Genomic DNA, 18,832 nt, shown 5'->3' on the forward strand with positions numbered 1-18,832 from the left:
GCTGCCAGGTCGTTAAGCCGCCACATCTTCGTACTGAGCGTAACCGGTCGCCTCGAGCTCGAGCGCCAGTTCCTTGCCGCCCGATTTCACCACGCGGCCCTTCGACATCACGTGGACGACGTCCGGCACGATGTAGTTGAGCAGACGCTGATAGTGCGTGATGACGACCATCGCACGGTCGGGCGAGCGCAGCGCATTGACGCCGTCGGCGGCAACCCTGAGCGCGTCGATGTCGAGACCGGAGTCCATTTCGTCGAGGATGCACAGGCTGGGCTGGAACAGCGCCATCTGCAGCACCTCGTTGCGCTTCTTCTCGCCGCCGGAGAACCCGACGTTGACGCCGCGCTTCAGCATTTCCATCGGAATATTCAGCGAGGCCGCGACATCGCGCACCTTCTTGAGAAACTCCGGCACCAGGAATTCGCTCTCGCCCCGCGCCTTGCGCTGCGCGTTCAGCGCGGTGCGCAGGAAGTTCATGGTGGTGACGCCGGGAATTTCCACCGGATACTGGAACGCCAGGAAGACGCCTGCGGCGGCGCGGGAATCGGGGCTCATCTCCAGCAGGTCCTCGCCCTTGAACAGGATCTGACCACCGGTCACCTCATAGCCCGGCTTGCCGGCGATGACATGGCTCAGCGTCGACTTGCCGGAGCCGTTCGGCCCCATGATGGCATGGACCTCGCCGGCATTCACCGTCAGGTTCAGGCCATGGAGGATCTCGCGTTCCTCGACACGCACCTGCAGGTTTTTGACTTCGATCAATGCCATTGGTCTTCTATCCTCTTATCCATATCATCCCGAGTTGCGCGTCCGGTTTGGCGCGCCTCGAAGGATGAACCTTCATTTCTGTCGCCGATGCTTAGAGAGAACTGCTGCGCAGCCCTCACCAGCGAGATCGCTATCCAACCGAGCCTTCGAGCGAGATCGAAATCAGCTTCTGCGCTTCCACAGCGAATTCCATCGGCAGCTGCTGCAGCACGTCCTTCACGAAGCCGTTGACCACCAGGCCGACCGCTTCTTCTTGGCTAAGCCCGCGCTGGACGCAGTAGAACAGCACGTCCTCGGAAATCTTCGACGTGGTGGCCTCGTGTTCGAACAGCGCCGAGGAGTTCTTGGCCTCGATATAGGGCACGGTGTGCGCGCCGCATTTGTCGCCGATCAGCAACGAGTCGCACGCCGTGAAGTTGCGGGCGTTGGTTGCCTTGCGATGCGCAGTGACGAGGCCGCGATAGGTGTTCTGCGAGACGCCGGCGGCGATGCCCTTGGAGATGATCCGGCTGGTCGTGTTCTTGCCTAGATGGATCATCTTGGTGCCGGAATCGACCTGCTGGTGACCGTTCGAGATCGCGATCGAGTAGAACTCGCCGCGCGAATTGTCGCCGCGCAGGATGCAGCTCGGATATTTCCAGGTGATGGCCGAACCGGTCTCGACCTGGGTCCAGGAAATCTTCGAGTTGTTGCCGCGGCAGTCGCCACGCTTGGTGACGAAGTTGTAGATGCCGCCCTTGCCCTCGGAGTTGCCGGGGTACCAGTTCTGCACCGTCGAATACTTGATTTCGGCATCGTCGAGCGTGACCAGTTCGACGACAGCGGCATGCGGCTGGTTCTCGTCGCGCTGCGGCGCGGTGCAGCCTTCGAGATAGCTGACATAGGCGCCCTTGTCGGCGATGATCAGAGTGCGCTCGAACTGGCCGGTGTTGCGCTCATTGATGCGGAAATAGGTCGACAGCTCCATCGGGCAGCGCACGCCTGGCGGCACATAGACGAACGAGCCGTCCGAGAACACCGCGGAATTCAGCGTCGCATAGAAGTTGTCGGAGGTCGGCACCACCGTGCCGAGATATTTCTGCACCAGTTCGGGATGTTCGCGGATGGCTTCCGAGATCGGCATGAAGATCACGCCGGCCTTTTTCAACTCAGCTTGGAAGGTGGTCGCCACCGACACCGAATCGAACACCGCATCCACCGCGATTCGCCGCTCGCCCTCGGGACGCACGACGCCTTCCAGCGCCTCGACCTCGCGCAGGGGAATGCCGAGCTTCTTGTAGGTCTCGAGAATTTCCGGATCGATCTCGTCGAGCGAGCCGATCGCCTTCTTCGGCTTCGGCGCCGAATAGTAATAGAGATCCTGGAAGTCGATCTTCGGATAGTGAACCCGCGCCCAGGTGGGCTCCTCCATGGTCAGCCAGCGCCGATAGGCTTCCAGGCGCCATTCCAGCATCCAGGCCGGTTCGTTCTTCTTGGCGGAGATGAAGCGGACGGTGTCTTCCGACAGCCCCTTGGGCGCCTTGTCGGACTCGATGTCCGTGACGAATCCATAGCGATATTGATCGACGTCGATCTGGCGAACCCGATCGACGGTCTCTTGTACGGCAGCCATTCTATCCTCCGCTCGCGGTTTCAAGGACCGCGGTGGATCAAATTCAATCTTGAAAGGGTTCTTTACGATGTTCCGCGGATGAAATCACCTGCCTTAGAACCGTTCAAGCTGTGTTTCGTCGCTCAGCTTAAGTAATGTACCCGAGAGCTTTCGCCAAGCCTCCAGGCAACGATCAACCTCCGCAACGCTGGTTGACCAGCCAAGACTGAGACGCAGGCCAGACTTGGCGAGTTCCGGACCGAATCCCATCGCTTCCAGCACATGGGAGGGCTGCACCTTGCCGGAGGAACAGGCGGATCCCGACGATACCGCGATTCCTTCGAGGTCGAACCCGATCACCGCGGTCTCCGCCTTCAGGCCAGGGACCGCAAAAAGTGTGGTATTGGGCAAACGCGGCACATTCTGGGAGAACACAAAAACGCCCCTGGTTTGCCGCAAGCCCTCCTCAAGGCGATCGCGCAGCTGTTCCATCCGGGCAGCATCCTCGTCGAGCCCGGCCATCACCGCCCGCACCGCCGCGCCGAAGCCGGCAATGCCCGGCACATTCTCGGTCCCTGCGCGCCGCCCCAGCTCCTGCCCGCCCCCGCGCAGCAGCGCATCGAGCCCGGCCACGCCCTCGGCCAACACCAACGCGCCGACTCCCTTGGGACCGCCGATTTTATGCGCAGAAATCGATAGAAGATCAGCTTTCAGAGCACTGATATCAATCAGTATTTTGCCAAACGCCTGCACCGCATCGACGTGCAGCAAGCCCCCGGCCTGATGAACCAGTTCCGCGATCTCGGTGACCGGCTGCAGGGCCCCGGTCTCGTTGTTGGCCAGCATTACCGAGACCAACGCCGGGGGACCATCGAGCAGCACGCGCAGGTGGTCGAGATCGACGAGCCCGGAATCGGTGACACGCACCATCGCCGTGTCCCCGGCGGCAAACCGGCCACCGGACAGCACGGACGCATGCTCAATGGAGGAAATCACCAATTTTTCAATAGCTTGCCCACCTCCACGGCGCAGCCCGGGACCCAGCGCCAGCGCATTGGCCTCGGTACCGCCCGAGGTGAACACGACGTTGCGTGGATCGGCACCCACGGCCGCGGCGATGGCCGCCCGGGCGTCTTCGACCAACCGTCGCGCCTGGCGGCCCTCGGCATGCACCGACGACGGATTACCGGCGAGATCCCAGGCCGCAGTCATCGCCGCTCGGGCCTCGGGGCGCAGCGGCGTGGTGGCGTTCCAGTCGAGATAGACGCGGTCACGGGCCAATGAATTCAATGCCTTCGCGTGGATTGATGAAATGGCGGGCGGATGTTCGCAAGCTTCACCAACTTGTAGGTCCGGTTATGGGCGAACAGATGTCGATCCACTTTAGCGCGGCGGAATAAGAAACCGGACACTAAACCGCTGCCGCCCTGCTTTCCGCGTTGACGCAGTGCAGCATCGCCCCTAACAGTCCGCCCTCTCATAAAGCTAAGCCCGACCAGGCGCAGCCTTGCTCAGCGCTGGAGGCGCCGCGTGACCATGACCATGACTTTCGCCGATCTCGCTCTGGCGCCATTGTTGCTGCAGGCACTGGCCGAGGAAGACTATTCCCGCCCGACCCCGATCCAGGCCCAATCCATTCCGATGCTGCTGCTGGGCCGTGACGTGCTTGGCATGGCGCAGACAGGCACCGGCAAGACCGCCGCCTTCGCGCTGCCGCTGCTGCATCGCCTGGCCCAAAATCCCCGCCCGGCGCCCAAAGGCGGTGCCCGCGTCCTGGTCCTCGCGCCGACGCGCGAACTGGTGTCCCAGATTGCGGCCGGTTTCGAGACGTTCGGCCGCCATCTGCAGCCTCGCGTCACAACCATCTTCGGTGGCGTCAGTCAGTTCCATCAGGTCAATGCGCTCAAGGAAGGCGTCGACATCATCGTGGCCGCGCCCGGCCGCCTGCTGGATCTGATCGACCAGGGCCTGTGCGACCTGTCCGGGCTTGAAGCGCTGGTGCTGGACGAGGCCGACCAGATGCTCGACATGGGCTTCGCCAAGCCGATCGAGCGCATTGTCGCAACGCTGCCGAAGGATCGGCAGACCCTGCTGTTTTCGGCAACGATGCCCAAATCCATTGCCGCGCTGGCCGAGAGCCTGCTGCGCGATCCCGCGAAGGTCGAGATCGCCCCGCCATCGACCACCGTCGACCGGATCGAACAGTCCGTGATGTTCATGGACGCAGCCCACAAGAAGGCGGCGCTGCTGGCGCTGCTGCAGACGCCGGAGATCGGACAGGCCGTCGTCTTCACCCTGCAGAAGAACATTGCCAACGAAGTCTGCGCCTTCATCACCGAGGCCGGGATCACCGCCGAGGCGCTGCACGGCAACAAGTCGCAGGGTCAGCGCGAGCGTGCGCTGGACGCTTTTCGCGCCGGGACGGTGCAGGTTCTGGTGGCGACCGATATCGCGGCGCGCGGCATCGATGTCGACACCGTGACGCATGTGTTCAATCACGACCTGCCGAGCCTGCCGGAAAGCTATGTTCACCGCATCGGCCGCACCGGTCGCGCCGGCCGCAGCGGCTTCGCCATCACCCTGTGCGACGCCGAGCAGCGCGCCTGGCTGCATGATGTGGAGCGGGAAATCGGTCGGACCTTGACCGTTCACGACGACCACCAGTGGCATTGCGAAGTGGCGCGCCACTCGACCGCGCGCGCGCCGGTGCTGGGCGGCGGGCCGGCCAAGCAGGTCAAGCCGGCGAAACCGCCGCGCGAACGCAAAATCTGGACCGAGGAAGAGAAACTTGCCGCGCGCATGGCGGCCAAGGTCGCTTAATCGTACTGCAGCGAAGCTGGGTCGTTGAACGTACCTTCGCCTGGCTCCGGCAAGCCCGGAGCGTCTTAGAGCCTGTCTCGCCAAGGCTGCGACCCGCGGCGGCAGGATATCGATCAACATGGCGCGCCCCGACGAAAGCGAGGCGCTCAGGATGATGCGCAGCGACGGTAACGTGCGCAAAATAGCGGGCTGCCCGCCGTCGCTCCCGTTCACTTTATGATCGGACCTCCGTTGATATCTCCACCGCTTCCATCCCGTTCATCCAAGATATGGCGCTGGATCAAGCACATCGTCCTGGGTCTGCTTCTGCTCATGGCGCTGCTTGTTGCCACCGGCGCCGCATATGAGGCGCTTTCGCGGTATCACGCCGTGGCGAAATATCCCCCACCGGGCAAGCTGGTAGATATTGGCGGGCGCAAGACGCATCTGGACTGCCGCGGGAACGGATTCCCGACAGTGATTTTCGAGGCTGGGCTGGATCTTTCCGGTTCGCTGTCCTGGACGAAGGTGCATGACGCCGTTGCTGGCGTTACGCGCGCTTGTGCCTATGACCGCGCCGGGATCATGTGGAGCGATCCAAAGGCCACACCACAACATGCCGATTCCGTCGCGGACGATCTCAATGCGACCCTGATGGCGGCTGGAGAGAAGGGGCCGTTTGTTCTGGTCGCGCATTCCATCGGCGGGCCCTACGCCTTGTCCTATACCAGAAAATTTGGTGATCAGGTCGTCGGGCTAGTGTTCGTCGATACCTCCCATCCCGATCAGGATGCCAGGCTGGCCGAGGAGGTGAAGCCGAAAGCGGATCATAGCGCTGAAGCCATGAAGAGTGTGATGAACTTGTCATGGACGGGGATCATCCGCCTGACAATGCCGTCAGAAGGGCCGCCAAATGTCCCTGCAAGCGTCACCCAGATGACAAACGCCTATTCCAGTACATCATTTGCAGGAGCGCTCTCGGAGATGGAGGGCCTTGATCGGACCAAAGCCGAAGGGCGTATTTCACGCGCACTGGGCGACCGCCCTCTAATTGTCCTTACGGCGATGGCACCGCTCACTGCGGCGACGCTGAAGAGTCAAAACATGACGAAGCAGGAAGATGTCCTGCAACGAGGCGTTTGGCAAAAACTGCAGCAGGACGAAGCCTCGTGGTCGACACGCGGTCGACAAGTGCTGGTGCCCGACGCCAGCCATTATATCCAGTTCGACCGGCCCGATATCGTGATCGATGCGATCCGTGATGTCGTGGACACCGTGCGCTCGGACGCAAAAAGTCGATGATCGCAGCGCAAGACTATTGGGGCTACCCCAACGCGCAGCTTGGTGATGATGTTCGCCTTGATGGCTTTGCCAGCAACAATCGCTTCTTCGGCACCAGGCAAAGGCCAAACGGTTTCGGGAAGCCGGCGTTACCGGGCGCTGATGGCATCGATCGAAGCTGTCCGTTGCACCGGTCCCGCATCGTTTTTATTTGAATTTCAGGCGGTTACGTCCGGCGACCCGGGGCTGCGCCGGGCCTAGACAGCGACAAAAGCCTTGCTTTTTGCCCCTGCGCTCATGGTAGAACGCGGCCTCAGCTTCACCCGGCGCCGTCCAACGTTGCGCCCGATCCGCCACTTGAGACGCAGAGCTCCCCGAGCCCGGGCTTTTCAAGCCCACCCGCCGAACACTGCGCGAAGTCGGTTGATTGCCCAAGAGATCATCTAAGGATCATTCATGCCCGAAGTCATTTTCACCGGCCCTGCCGGCCGCATCGAAGGCCGCTATCATCCTGCCAAGCAGAAGAACGCGCCGATCGCCATGGTGCTGCACCCGCATCCGCAGTTCGCCGGCACCATGAACCACCAGATCATCTACCAGTGCTATTACGCCTTCGTGCATCGCGGCTTCTCGGTGCTGCGCTTCAATTTCCGCGGCGTCGGCCGCAGCCAGGGTTCGTTCGACCACGGCACCGGCGAATTGTCGGATGCGGCGGCGGCGCTCGACTGGGCACAGACAATCAATCCCGAAGCCCGCGCCTGCTGGGTCGCCGGTTTCTCGTTCGGCGCCTGGATCGGCATGCAGCTTCTGATGCGCCGCCCCGAGGTCGAAGGCTTCATCTCGATCGCGCCGCCGGCCAACCTCTATGACTTCTCGTTCCTGGCGCCCTGCCCGTCCTCGGGCCTGATCGTCCATGGCGAGAAGGACGCGGTGGTGCCGCCCAAGGACGTCAACACCCTGGTCGAGAAGTTGAAGACCCAAAAGGGCATCGTCATCGACCAGCACATCATCCCCGGCGCCAACCACTTCTTCGACGGCAAACTGCAGCCGCTGATGGAATCGGTCACCGGCTATCTCGACATGCGGCTCGCCAACGTCCGCTGATCGTTGGACGTCGGCCGGTCCGGTGCGCTCTACGCCGCCAGCTTCAGCAGATGGGCGTCGTAGCGTAGCAGGAAGGCGTACAGCAATTCGGGATACTCCGCCGGCACCGCAGCCTTGACACTCGGACGCAGCGCAAGCTGCGTTCGCCAGGCGCGCAATTTCGGAGTGTCGGAAAAGATCCGCAGATCGCTGAGACGATCAAACACCTCGAAATAACGAAAGATTGGCGCGAACACTGCATCGACGAGGCTGAAGGCAGCGCCGGCAAAATAAGGCCCCGTTCCAAGCGCGGCCTCGACGCGCGCGAATTTTGCGGCAACCGCCAGCCGCTTGGTTTCGAACACCGCCGCGTCGGCCGTGGTTTCCAGACCCCAGACATCGCCCAGGATCGACGATCCGAACTCCATCCAAGCGCGATGCTGCGCGCGTTCCAGTGCATCCTGCGGATGCAGCTTCGGCCCGCTGAACGCCTCATCGATATATTCGCAGATCACGTTGCTCTCAAATAGCACAGCGTCGCCCGTCCCGCTCGATACCTGAAGCACGGGCACCTTGCCGAGCGGCGACATTGCCAGAAACCAGTCCGGCTTGGCGGCGAGATCGATATCGATCCGCTCGAAAGCCACGCCTTTTTCGCCAAGCGCGATCGCGGCGCGCTGCACGTAGGGACACAGTTTGTGGCTGATCAGTTTGAGCTGCTGCGTCATGACTTTTCCCCGGGGTGATCCAGAGCGCCCATGTACATGCAGTTGCATTAATCCGTCAAGATAAATGCACTTGCATGAATTATCTGTGGTCGGGGATCCGGGTCAGGCAGCCGACACCAACACCCCGCCCCTCATCGGGATCGGCACCCCGGTGGTGGCGGGATAGCTGAGCGGCAGGCCTTTCAGGCCGCGCGCCGCGAGGAAGCCGAACGCCTGCGCCTCCATGGCATCGGCGGACCACCCCAGCGCCCCGGCGGCCTCGACGGTTGCTGGCGCCAGTTTCTCGCGCAACATGCGGAGCATCGTCAGGTTCCGCGCCCCGCCGCCGGTGACGATCCAGCTTGCCGGCGGCCGAGGCAGCAGCGGCACAATGCTGGCGATGGCTGCGGCGGTGAAGGCCGTCAGCGTGGCAGCCCCGTCAGCCGGTATCATGTTGCTCAGCGCAAGCGCGGCAAAATCGTTGCGATCGAGCGATTTTGGCGGCGGCGCGGAAAAGAACGGCAGTTGTAGCCCGCGTGCCACCCATGCGTCGTCGACCTGGCCTTGCGCGGCCAGCTTGCCTTCGCCATCAAACGGCTGACCGCTGGTGCGCAGCATGAAGTCGTCGATCAGCGCATTTCCCGGACCGGTATCACAGGCGATCAGCAGGTCGTCGCCGTCGATATAAGTGATGTTGGAGACGCCACCGATATTGACCACCACGATGGGTCCTTCGCGTCCCAGGGCCTGCGCCAGCGCCCGGTGATACACCGGCACGAACGGGGCGCCCTGCCCGCCGGCGGCGACATCGGCGGCGCGAAAATCATGCATCACGGGAATATGGATCGCCCGCGCCAAGGCCGCGCCGTCGCCGATCTGCACCGTCAGCCGCTCGGCCGGGCGGTGCAGCACGGTCTGGCCGTGAAATCCGACGATATCGACATTTTCACGGGCGATGCCGTTGTCCGCCAGAAACCCGGCCATGGCCTCGGCATGCGCCGCCGTCACCACCTGTTCGGCCTCGGCCAGAATGCCCGGCCGCGCGTGGCGGTCCGACAGTTGCACCGCTTCCGCCAGCGCCTGGCGCAGCACGGCCCGTTCGGCATCGGAATATGCCCGGTAGCCGGAGGGGCCGAACGCGCCAACGCGATGACCATCGGTCTCGATCAAGGCAATATCGACCCCGTCCAGCGAGGTCCCGCTCATCAGCCCGATGGTGGTCAGCATGGTCGGCACGGCCAAGGTCCTCTGCGGTCAAACTTGTATCGTATGGCCCGATCTTATAATGCCACACGGCGCCTCCCGGTCGGGCGGACGCCGATCCCGGCGCACCGCCAATCTGTCGAGTCAGCGTAAAAATATCATGATCAGAGTCTTCAGCCGATGACCGCATTTAAATCAGACTTCCTGAACGTGCTGCAGAGCCGCGGCTTCATCCACCAGATCTCCGATCCGCAGGCGCTCGACGCCGCCTGCGCCAAGGGTCCGGTCACGGCCTATGTCGGCTATGACGCCACGGCGACCTCGCTGCACATCGGCAATCTGATTTCGGTGACCATGCTGCATTGGTTCCAGGAGACCGGAAACCGACCGATCACCCTGATGGGCGGTGGCACCTCAATGGTTGGCGACCCCTCGTTCCGCGACGACCAGCGGTCGCTGCTCACGGTCGAAAAGATCGCGGAGAACATCGAAGGCATCAAAAAAATATTCGGCAAGATGCTGCGCTACGGCGACGGCCCGACCGACGCATTGATGGTCAACAATGCCGACTGGCTGCTGAAGCTGAACTACGTCGAATTCCTGCGCGACGTCGGTCGGCACTTCTCGGTCAACCGCATGCTCGCCTTCGACAGCGTCAAGCTGCGGCTCGACCGCGACCAGTCGCTGTCCTTCCTCGAATTCAACTACATGATCATGCAGGGCTACGACTTCACCGAGCTCAACCGGCGCTACGGCTGCACGCTGCAGATGGGCGGCTCCGACCAGTGGGGCAACATCATCAACGGCGTCGATCTCAGCCATCGCATGGGCGGCCCGCAGCTCTACGCGCTGACTACGCCGCTGCTCACCAAATCCTCCGGCGAGAAGATGGGCAAGTCGGCCACCGGTGCGGTATGGCTCAATGGCGACCTCTTCAGCCCCTATGATTTCTGGCAGTACTTCCGCAACACCGAAGACGACGACGTGGGCCGGTTCCTGAAGATCTTCACCCGCCTGCCGCTCGACGAGATTGCCCGGCTGGAAAAGCTCGGCGGCGCCGAGATCAACGAAGCCAAGAAGATCCTGGCGACCGAGGCCACGGCCATCGTGCACGGCCGCGAGGCGGCCGACGCGGCCAACGAGACGGCGCGGAAAACCTTCGAGGAAGGTTCGATTTCCGCGAGCCTGCCGACCATTGATATTCCGCAGGACGAACTTGCCGCCGGCATCGGCGTCCTCGCCGTTTTCGTCACTGCGGGGTTCGTCGCTTCCAACGGCGAGGCGCGGCGCCAGATCAAGGGCGGCGGGCTGCGCGTCAACGACGTGCCGGTCACCGACGAGAAGATGCTGCTGACACCGGCGCTGCTGACGCCGGAAGGCGTGATCAAGCTTTCGCTCGGCAAGAAAAAACACATCCTGCTCAAGCCTGCATAGGCCCATTCGCCTGGCGCACTGTTCACGGCTGTCGAAACGCGCTCCACCTGTGGGGCCATTCGCAAACGCCGTGAAGAGTCGCCCGATGGACCCGAAAGCCTCCCAGCGCACTGCGCTTGCCGTCCTCGGCGTCTGCTTCACGCTGTCGGTGCTCGGCCGCGGGCTGCAGGAGAGCTTCACGGTCTTCCTGCTGCCGATCTCGCAGGCTTTCAGCTGGGACCGCGGCGACGTGGTCTCGATCTATTCGCTGACCGCGCTTTGCGCCGGCCTTGCCTCGCCCCTGGTGGGACGGCTGTTCGATCGCTCCGGCCCGCGCGCAGTGTTCGCCACCGGCCTGGTGCTGATCGCCGGCGCCTTTCTGTCGGCCGCCTTTGCGCAACAGCTCTGGCAATTCCAGCTCAGCATCGGCGTGGCGCTCGGGTTCGGCGTGGCCTGCATCAGCAACGTGCCGAACTCGATCCTGCTCGGCCGCTGGTTCGGCAAACGGCTGCCGACCGCGATGGCAGTCGTGTACTCGGCAACCGGCGCCGGGGTTCTGATCATGCTACCGTTCGCCCAGATCCTGATCGACCGGTTCGGCTGGCGCGGCGCCTATCAGAGCTTCGGCTGGCTGGTGCTCGCGTTGCTGGTGCCGCTGCTGCTTCTGCCGTGGCGAACTTACGCGGGCGGCTCCGCACACCTGGAAAGGCCGGAGAGCCACGACCTGCCGGACGAAGGCTGGACGCTGCCGCGTGCGTTGCGCCATCACGCCTTCTGGGCGCTGTTTGCCACTTTCTTCTTTACCGCCATCGGGATGTACGCCATCTCGCCGCAGGTCGTCGCCTATCTGATCGATGCGGGCTTTCCGCCGCTGATATCGGCGACGGCCTGGGGCTTCAGCGGCGTGGTGCTGCTGTTCGGCATGCTCGGCATCGGCTGGCTCGACGGCATCATCGGCCGACGGCCCTCGGTGCTGTGCAGCTATGCCCTGTCGATCGTCGGCATCGTCATGCTGTGGCTGTTGCAGCGGTACCCGAATTACTGGCTGCTGACCGGCTTCGTCGTCTGCTTCGGCAGCATGATCGGCTCGCGCGGCCCGCTGCTTACCGCGACCGCCATGAAGATCTTTCGCGGCGAGCGGGTCGGCACGATCTACGGTGCCATCACCATCGGCAGCGGCCTCGGCTCGGCTTTCGGCTCCTGGAGCGGGGGCCTCATTCACGACTGGACTCAGAGCTACGATCTGCTCATCGCCTTCGCGCTGGTCAGCGTTGTGCTGGGCATGATTCCCTTCCTCGTCGTGCCGGCGCTGCGGCGCTGAGGCTGCATGGCTCCCGCGCGCCTTGCCCTGCCTCGCTCATCCTCTGGTCGCGAAGCTCCACCTTCACCATTAGTAAGGAGATTGCCGGTACTATCGGTTAGCAACTCTCTCGATCCGAGGTCTCTATGAATCTGCTCAGCCGTTTCAAGATCCGCACAAAGCTTGCTGGCATGGTCGCCGTTTCCGCGGTCGCGGTATGCGCCGTCATCGCTGTGGCCGCTTCGCTCAGCCAGAAGCGCATGATCGAAGATCGCATGGCGCAGCTTCATACGGCCGTCGACATGCTGGTCGGCATGGCCGAGACGCTTCAGGACGAGGTGACCGCCGGCAAAATGACGTTGGCCGATGCGCAGATGCAGTACCGCGCCCGCGGCAAGGGCATGTTCTTTGGCAACAAGCAGGGCTATCCCGTCGTCTATCGCGCGGATCAAACGATCCTGGTGAACTCCGCCAACCAAAAGTTGCAGGACAAGATCACGGGCGCCACGGACTCAAACGGCGTCCTTATCGCCAAGGCGATCATGGATGCGGGGCGGCAGAGCGCGGAGGGCGGCACCGCCTACTATCTCTATCCCCGTCCGGGCCAGACGGAGCCGACCCGGAAGATGGTATTCGCGCGCTACTACGCGCCGTGGGATGTCACGGTCAGTGTCGGCCTCTATGTCGACGACCTCGATGCCGATGTTAACGCCCTGCTGATCAAGCTTGGCGCAATCGGTGCGGGCGTCATGGCCTTGATGGCGCTGATGTCATGGCTGATCGCCCGCGATGTTCTGGGCGCGCTGATGCGGCTGCAGCGACGCATGCAGAGCATCGCCACCGGCTCGCTCGAAACTGCCGTAGAGGAGACCGATCGCGGCGACGAGATCGGGCGGATGGCCGAGACGCTGGAGATGCTGCGCCAGACGGCGATGACCGCGCGCACGCTGGAGGCCGAGCAGAGCAAGCTGAAGCAACTGAGCGAGACCGAGAAGCGCGACGCGCTAATTGCGCTGGCCAACCGCTTCGACGCCTCGGTCGGTCAGTTGGTCGGGCTGATGGCTTCCGGCTCCACCGAACTGGAAGCCACCGCACAATCCATGACCAGCACCGCCGACCGCACCAATCAGCAGGCCAATGTCGTCAGCACCGCAGCGAACGAGGCCAGCAGCCGCGTCCAGACCGTCGCGTCCGCAGCGGAGGAACTATCGTCGTCGATCACCGAGATCAGCCGTCAGGTCGCGCAGTCCGCCAAGATCACCAGCCACGCCGTCGACAGTGCGCGTCGCACCGACACCATCGTGCGCGCTCTTGCCGACGGCGCGCAACAGATCGAACACGTGGTCGAACTGATCTCCAGCATCGCCGGCCAGACCAACCTGCTGGCGCTGAATGCCACCATCGAGGCGGCGCGCGCCGGCGAGGCTGGTCGCGGCTTTGCCGTCGTTGCATCCGAGGTGAAAAGCCTCGCCAGCCAGACTGCGGAAGCGACGAAGGAAATCAGCACCCGCATCGCCCAGATCCAGAGCGCCACCAAGGAAGCCGTCGATGCCATCCAGGGCATTACCGCGACCATCGAGGAGGTCAGCGCCATCGCCACGTCGATCGGCTCGGCGATCGAGGAACAAGGCTCCGCGACGGCAGAGATCGCCCGCAACGTGACACAGACCGCGCAGGCCACCCAGGAGGTCACCACCAACATCGGCGGCGTCAGCACCGCCGCCCACGAGACCGGGAGTGCCGCCGGCATGGTGTTGAGTGCCGCGACCGGCCTGTCGCGCCAGGCCGAGCAACTGTCCGGTGAGGTGAACACGTTCCTGGCCGGCGTGCGCGCCGCCTGACGCAACCCGCAGCAGCAGATCCGATAGCCGGCGCGGCCCTCAAGAACCGCGCCGGCTATCGTTACGTTCAATGGTCAGTTGTTGCCGGGTGAATTCGGGAATTCTACCGGATTGTTCTGCTTGCCGGTGCCGAACTCAAATATCTTGCGCAGCACGCCGGGCGCCATGGCAGAGATCGGATTGACGCGCAGCACCGGCTGGCCGGGCGTCCCGACCACTTCATAGGTCACGCCGATCAGCCCTTCATTGCTGCCGCCGCCGAGGAACAGGCCGACGATCGGGATCTGGCCGAACATGTTGTTCAGCCCGTACATCGGCACAAAGGTCCCGCTCATGCGAACCTGGTTGGCGGGATAGTCGATGCTGCCTTCGATGGTGGCGCCGATCGACGGGCCCTTGACGACGCCTTCCCGGATCGTGAGCTGTCCGTTCTGGCGGGTGAACTCGGCGCGCAGACGCGAGAAGCTGATGCCACCCTGCGAGGCCCCGGGCCCGCCGGCCGCGACGCGATCAAGCGACGCCTCGCCCTTGATGCTGAAGTCACGGACGTTGATCAGGCCCTCCTTGGGCCGGGAATCCGCAGCGGGCGGATCCATCGCCAGCGCCAGCTGTCCGCCGGTCATCTTGGCGTAGATGTCGTTAAAGCGGAAGAATGCGCCGGCGTCGTTGGTCTCGATATAGATGACGTCGCGGCCCTGCCCCTGGCCCCTGCCGCGCATGTCGCCGTTGAGCGGCGTATCGCGTCCCAGCTTGCCCGACAGTGTGAAACTCCGGATCGTTCCATTGCGGCGCGAGACCTTGGTATCGAGGCTGCGCACCGCCTCGCCGAAGAAGCCGGCAACGGCGCCGAGCTTCACATCGATGTCGAAATCGATGCTTTTGGTCTTGCTCTTGGGATCAGTCTCCTTGCCGGAAATTGCCGACTTCAGAAAGCCGCGGCCGTCGAACACGTCGCCGCGCATGGTCACCCGCAGCACGCCGTCGGGGCCGCGCTCGGCCTTCAGCGAAGTCTTGTCGCCTTCCGACGGCGCGTAGGTTGGAAAGTTCGCGCTGACCAGATCGCCGTTCTGGTCGATTTCGACCGCGCCCTTGATCTGCGCGCCACTGCCGTCGATCACGATATCCTCGAGCCGGGTCGACTGCTGTTTCTGCACGACGTTGAACACGGCGCGGCCGGCCTTGCCGGGCTGCTTGGCCCAGCCCGGCAGCATGTTGTCGAGCTTGAGGCCGGTGAGGTCGGCTTCGATGCCGAACTTGCTCTCGCGGTCGCCGCTGCCGATCTTGCCAATCAACTTGATCGGAATCGCGCCGCTGACGGCGGGGCCGAGATCGTAGCCGAGCCGAGCACGGCCGGCATCGTCCAGCGTCGCCAGCAGGCGGACGTCGGCATCGCCATCGTTCGATTTGCGATAGTCGAGCGACGCGGCCTGGCCATTGATCTTGACGTCACCCTTGACCTGATAGCCCTGATTGTTGGCCATGACCTTCAGCGTCGCGGCCTCGAGCTTTTGGTTCATCACCATTTTTTCGCCGGAAAACGCCGTGAGGTCGGCATTGATGCCGTAGGTGGTGTCGGTCTTGGTCAGCTCGCGCTTGATCGGCATGCCCAGCGTCACCTGCGCGGACACGTTCCCCTTGGTGGTGTTGGGATCGAGCAGGTTGCCCGTGAATTCATTGAGCCGGTCGGAGGCGAGGATTTCGGCCACCGCGGGGACAGGCCCGTCGATCTTGAACCGCACCTTGGCGGGCGAAGGCTTGGGGGCCATGTCAGGCACTTCGAAAACGATATCGCTCAGATTGAGCTTGCGGCCGGCGGGTGTGTCGATCCCCGCCTGCCCGATCGTCACGGTCGCGGTGCGGCCGGTGACGCGCGCCCTCAGGTCGGCGTCGCGAATCAACGGGAGGTCGTCGACCGGGCGCAGCGTCACGCCATTGGCCGTGATGGTCACCGAAAGACCGTCGTCCGGAATCGGCGGCCCCCTACGCGACAGATTGCGCACCGGCGAATTCACTCCGACCTCGATGCGCTGAAGCGCCCCCCGCTCGACACGTTCGATCACCCATTCGCGCACCTCAGGCACGATCAGGATCGGCCACATGCGCTTAAGCGCCGACGCCGACATGGGTGTGCCGGCAAAGCCGAGCGTCAGCCGCGGCTCGCCGGCATAGTCGATACTGCCGGTGCCGGCGACGCCGATCTCGCCATTGCTGATGTCCGCCTGGGTCAGCAACACCCGCTTGTTATCAGTGTCGAAACGCAGGCCGATGGAGATGCGGTTGAAAATCAGGGGCTGTTCGCCCTCGGCGCCCGCGAGCACGATGGTGCCGCCGCTGAAGCCGAGCTGCCAGTTGGGAATGCTGTCGTTCGGCGGCTCCACATGCGCGAGCAGCGTGACGCGATTGGCGCCGGAAATGATCTTGAACGGCGCCAGCAGAACGCGACGGTTGGAATCCCATTCGACGTTGAACTCCCCCTGATCGATCTGCATCGGATAGTCGGGAGTATCGTTGTCAATGATTGTACCGGCGCCCGCGGTGATCTTGCCCCGGAAATAGGTCGGCATGCCGTCGCGAGCGAGTTCGCCCTTGAGGTCTCCGGTCAATGGAAGGTCAGCACTGTAGGTCAGGTCCTTCAGCCGCAACGCCAGCAGGATGTTCCTGGCCGGCACGTTGTCAGCGTGAATGGCGACCGACCGCACGCCGTTCGATGGCGAGCCGACCACGACGCCGAGCTTCCACGGATGAGCGCCGGCCTCTCCCACGCTCATGGCGACACCGCCATCGTGCGGCCGTCGCAGGCTGAGCGAGATGTTATCGAAGTTCCATTTATTGCCGCGCTGCTGGTCGTCGACCACCAGGTTGCCGTTCTTCAAACCGATTTCATTGAGGTTCTGACCGTCGAGGCCGGTCAGGCTGAGGCTGTCGAGCCAGTCGAGGCCCGCGAGCAAACCGCTCACCGATTCCTTGCGGTCAGCGGGCGCGGTGCCGGGTGCGGATTTGATATCGGGCGCGCCTGCCGTCGGTGCGACCTCCTCCGGCGCTTGCCCCGGAGCAGCGGTGGGCGTATCGAGCCGGCGCGCCGAAGCCACGCCGGTCGCGATCGGACGCGCGTTGTCGCCGGTGGATACCGTGACCTGCCCATCCGGTGTGATTCGGACCGCCAGAACCGCATCGACCAGACTGAGGCTCTCGGCACGCAACTGCCCGACCAGCATGGCGCTCAGGGAAAGACGAACTTCCGCCTTCGGCGCGCTGGCGACAATGGCGTGGTCGCGATCCCTGACGACAATGTCGCGGATCCGCACGGCGACTCGGACGCGTCCTGCGCGCTCGATCTGGGTGCCGCCGACCTCGACGGTGTTGCCCTGACCGATATTGTCCTGGATGGCGTCGGCGAGCCAGGGCGTCGCCATGTCGAAATTGATGGGGCCAGCTCCGAGCCGCCACCACAGGGCGCCGAAACAGATCGCGATCAGCAAGATCAGGATGCCAACGACGCCCGCGAGCCGCTTCATCCACCGCGTTCCGGAGAACCAGCGATGAGATGCAGACAAGCCATCGCTTACACCGTGAATACGTGTGTTCGGTCCGGACAGCAGCCGACGCGCACGATGTCCGGCGGCCTCGTCATGGTCATGATCCCAGGAGGCATCATCCCATTGCGAGTGCGGATCATCGGCGCGCGGACTGAACGCTTGGGGCGGCTTATTCCTGGCCATTGCCTCTCGGTGCTGGCGCTGACGGTGAGATCGGTTGCCTCCGGATTCGCGCTGATCGAACACCGACAGACACGCACCGGCATCGCTGCCAATCGGTTTGAGTTATCACTTGTCGTCGGATCGCTGCCGCATGTTCAGCACACGGAACGGGTGTTGCGTCGAATCCTTTGTAACCATACTCCGGGAGCAACAGATTTGCACCGCAGCGTCGGCTTGCTCCGAACGCTTGGCGCGTCTCTCAATATCATTCAACAATGACCCGCTGAAAGCGACGAAAGGAAGGCGTATGTCCACGAAATCGCGCAAGAATTCCTCCAAAGCCCCGACTGGCAAGGCGCCCCGCGCCGGAGCGAAAGCCGTCACCCGGAAGGCTGCGCCCGCTGCCAGCAAGGCTGCGGCAAAAAAGACCATGAAGAAAGCAGCCAAGCCTGCAGCAAAGGCCGCGCCGAAAGGTGCCGCGAAAAAATCAAAGGCGCCGGCGGCGAAATCCGCTCCAACCCCTGCGCGTTCCAAGACTGCGGCAACCAAGGCTACGGCAGCCAAGGTTGCGCCCAAACGCGCACCCGCGCCCAAGCCCGCCCAAGCTCCCGGTCGGGCGCCGGCCGCCACAGCTCCGGCTGTCGCCATCGAAGGCGCGCTTGCTCCGGCCTTCACCCTGCCGCGCGACGGTGGGGCGAGCGTGGCGCTGAGCGACTATACCGGCAGGAAGCTGGTGATCTTCTTTTACCCGCGCGCGAGTACGCCGGGATGTACGCGGGAGGCCATCGACTTCACCCGGCTGACCCCTGAGTTCAGTGCCGTCCAGACCGCCATCCTTGGCGTATCGGCCGACCCGTTGAAGGCTCAGGAATCCTTCCGCGACAAGCACGACCTGACAGTTCCGCTGTTGTCCGACGAAACCCACGCGATGCTCGAATCCTATGGCGCATGGGGCGAAAAATCCATGTACGGCAAGAGCTTCCAGGGCGTATTTCGCACCACGGTGCTGATCGGCAAGGACGGCAAGGTGGCGCGGATCTGGCGCAATGTGAAGGTCGACGGCCATGCCGAGGAGGTGCTCGAGGCGGCCCGCCAGATCTGAGCTTTTGAACGTTCTCATTCTCCAAAAATTAACCATGAGCGGTTCA

General features: G+C 63.4%; 14 protein-coding genes. 8 read left to right on the forward strand and 6 right to left on the reverse strand.

Translation table 11 applies throughout. The features are described from left to right. Positions 1-12 precede the first annotated feature (12 nt). The 3 genes from sufC to ACUXVA_RS22605 form a co-directional block, all read right to left on the reverse strand. On the reverse strand, positions 13-768 hold the full coding sequence (sufC, locus tag ACUXVA_RS22595; RefSeq protein ID WP_265078285.1) for a Fe-S cluster assembly ATPase SufC: 756 nt from the start codon (positions 766-768) through the stop codon (positions 13-15). 130 nt (positions 769-898) lie between these two features. Continuing rightward, positions 899-2,380, reverse strand: a complete 1,482-nt coding sequence (sufB, locus tag ACUXVA_RS22600; protein WP_445488219.1) for a Fe-S cluster assembly protein SufB — start codon at positions 2,378-2,380, stop codon at positions 899-901. Between the two features lie 93 nt (positions 2,381-2,473). Further along, positions 2,474-3,640: a cysteine desulfurase family protein gene (locus ACUXVA_RS22605; RefSeq protein ID WP_445493334.1), complete on the reverse strand. Its 1,167-nt coding sequence runs from the start codon at positions 3,638-3,640 to the stop codon at positions 2,474-2,476. 255 nt (positions 3,641-3,895) lie between these two features. Here ACUXVA_RS22605 and ACUXVA_RS22610 point away from each other — a divergent pair, with 255 nt between their 5' ends. The 4 genes from ACUXVA_RS22610 to ACUXVA_RS22625 all read left to right on the forward strand — a co-directional run bounded on the left by ACUXVA_RS22610 (position 3,896) and on the right by ACUXVA_RS22625 (position 7,543). After that, the gene (locus ACUXVA_RS22610) at positions 3,896-5,179 is read left to right on the forward strand and encodes a DEAD/DEAH box helicase (RefSeq protein WP_445493335.1); all 1,284 of its coding nucleotides are present in this window, start codon (positions 3,896-3,898) and stop codon (positions 5,177-5,179) included. 312 nt (positions 5,180-5,491) lie between these two features. Then, complete coding sequence (locus ACUXVA_RS22615; protein ID WP_445488221.1) at positions 5,492-6,460, forward strand: alpha/beta fold hydrolase; 969 nt, start codon at positions 5,492-5,494, stop codon at positions 6,458-6,460. Beyond that, positions 6,457-6,654 (forward strand): hypothetical protein, encoded by a 198-nt coding sequence (locus ACUXVA_RS22620; RefSeq protein ID WP_445488223.1) that lies wholly within the window; start codon positions 6,457-6,459, stop codon positions 6,652-6,654. The genes ACUXVA_RS22615 and ACUXVA_RS22620 overlap by 4 nt, the downstream gene beginning before the upstream one ends. Before the next feature lie 241 nt (positions 6,655-6,895). After that, positions 6,896-7,543 carry an alpha/beta hydrolase gene (locus ACUXVA_RS22625; protein WP_265078282.1) on the forward strand — a complete coding sequence of 216 codons (648 nt, stop codon included), beginning with the start codon at positions 6,896-6,898 and terminating at the stop codon, positions 7,541-7,543. A gap of 29 nt (positions 7,544-7,572) precedes the next feature. Here ACUXVA_RS22625 and ACUXVA_RS22630 read toward each other — a convergent pair whose 3' ends face one another. Both ACUXVA_RS22630 and ACUXVA_RS22635 read right to left on the reverse strand, forming a co-directional pair. Continuing rightward, positions 7,573-8,250, reverse strand: a complete 678-nt coding sequence (locus tag ACUXVA_RS22630; RefSeq protein WP_265078281.1) for a glutathione S-transferase family protein — start codon at positions 8,248-8,250, stop codon at positions 7,573-7,575. A gap of 102 nt (positions 8,251-8,352) precedes the next feature. After that, positions 8,353-9,456: an anhydro-N-acetylmuramic acid kinase gene (locus tag ACUXVA_RS22635; protein WP_445493336.1), complete on the reverse strand. Its 1,104-nt coding sequence runs from the start codon at positions 9,454-9,456 to the stop codon at positions 8,353-8,355. Positions 9,457-9,612: 156 nt separating this feature from the next. Between ACUXVA_RS22635 and tyrS the strand changes: the two genes are divergently transcribed. From tyrS to ACUXVA_RS22650, 3 genes are all read left to right on the forward strand, one after another. Continuing rightward, complete coding sequence (tyrS, locus tag ACUXVA_RS22640) at positions 9,613-10,866, forward strand: tyrosine--tRNA ligase (protein WP_265078280.1); 1,254 nt, start codon at positions 9,613-9,615, stop codon at positions 10,864-10,866. A gap of 85 nt (positions 10,867-10,951) precedes the next feature. Next, positions 10,952-12,166, forward strand: coding sequence for an MFS transporter (locus ACUXVA_RS22645; protein ID WP_445488226.1), 1,215 nt, complete (start codon positions 10,952-10,954; stop codon positions 12,164-12,166). 125 nt (positions 12,167-12,291) lie between these two features. Then, positions 12,292-13,986 carry a methyl-accepting chemotaxis protein gene (locus ACUXVA_RS22650; protein WP_265078278.1) on the forward strand — a complete coding sequence of 565 codons (1,695 nt, stop codon included), beginning with the start codon at positions 12,292-12,294 and terminating at the stop codon, positions 13,984-13,986. 74 nt (positions 13,987-14,060) lie between these two features. Here the strand turns inward: ACUXVA_RS22650 and ACUXVA_RS22655 are convergent, their stop codons facing one another. After that, positions 14,061-17,774 carry a YhdP family protein gene (locus ACUXVA_RS22655; protein WP_445493337.1) on the reverse strand — a complete coding sequence of 1,238 codons (3,714 nt, stop codon included), beginning with the start codon at positions 17,772-17,774 and terminating at the stop codon, positions 14,061-14,063. Positions 17,775-17,991: 217 nt separating this feature from the next. On the opposite strand from ACUXVA_RS22655, the gene ACUXVA_RS22660 reads away from it, so the two are divergent. Continuing rightward, positions 17,992-18,786, forward strand: a complete 795-nt coding sequence (locus ACUXVA_RS22660) for a peroxiredoxin (RefSeq protein WP_265083692.1) — start codon at positions 17,992-17,994, stop codon at positions 18,784-18,786. The last annotated feature ends 46 nt before the right edge of the window (positions 18,787-18,832 follow it).

This window comes from Rhodopseudomonas sp. RCAM05734 (assembly GCF_052658035.1).

What these genes read in the sequence shown, in the direction of transcription:
- ACUXVA_RS22635 (WP_445493336.1), bottom strand. Translation starts at nt 9,456, where the DNA reads ATGCTGACCACCATCGGGCTGATGAGCGGGACCTCGCTGGACGGGGTC.
- tyrS (WP_265078280.1), top strand. Translation starts at nt 9,613, where the DNA reads ATGACCGCATTTAAATCAGACTTCCTGAACGTGCTGCAGAGCCGCGGC.
- ACUXVA_RS22615 (WP_445488221.1), top strand. Translation starts at nt 5,492, where the DNA reads ATGGCGCTGCTTGTTGCCACCGGCGCCGCATATGAGGCGCTTTCGCGG.
- ACUXVA_RS22650 (WP_265078278.1), top strand. Translation starts at nt 12,292, where the DNA reads ATGAATCTGCTCAGCCGTTTCAAGATCCGCACAAAGCTTGCTGGCATG.
- ACUXVA_RS22645 (WP_445488226.1), top strand. Translation starts at nt 10,952, where the DNA reads ATGGACCCGAAAGCCTCCCAGCGCACTGCGCTTGCCGTCCTCGGCGTC.
- ACUXVA_RS22660 (WP_265083692.1), top strand. Translation starts at nt 17,992, where the DNA reads ATGTCCACGAAATCGCGCAAGAATTCCTCCAAAGCCCCGACTGGCAAG.
- ACUXVA_RS22625 (WP_265078282.1), top strand. Translation starts at nt 6,896, where the DNA reads ATGCCCGAAGTCATTTTCACCGGCCCTGCCGGCCGCATCGAAGGCCGC.
- sufB (WP_445488219.1), bottom strand. Translation starts at nt 2,380, where the DNA reads ATGGCTGCCGTACAAGAGACCGTCGATCGGGTTCGCCAGATCGACGTC.
- ACUXVA_RS22610 (WP_445493335.1), top strand. Translation starts at nt 3,896, where the DNA reads ATGACCATGACTTTCGCCGATCTCGCTCTGGCGCCATTGTTGCTGCAG.
- ACUXVA_RS22620 (WP_445488223.1), top strand. Translation starts at nt 6,457, where the DNA reads ATGATCGCAGCGCAAGACTATTGGGGCTACCCCAACGCGCAGCTTGGT.
- sufC (WP_265078285.1), bottom strand. Translation starts at nt 768, where the DNA reads ATGGCATTGATCGAAGTCAAAAACCTGCAGGTGCGTGTCGAGGAACGC.
- ACUXVA_RS22630 (WP_265078281.1), bottom strand. Translation starts at nt 8,250, where the DNA reads ATGACGCAGCAGCTCAAACTGATCAGCCACAAACTGTGTCCCTACGTG.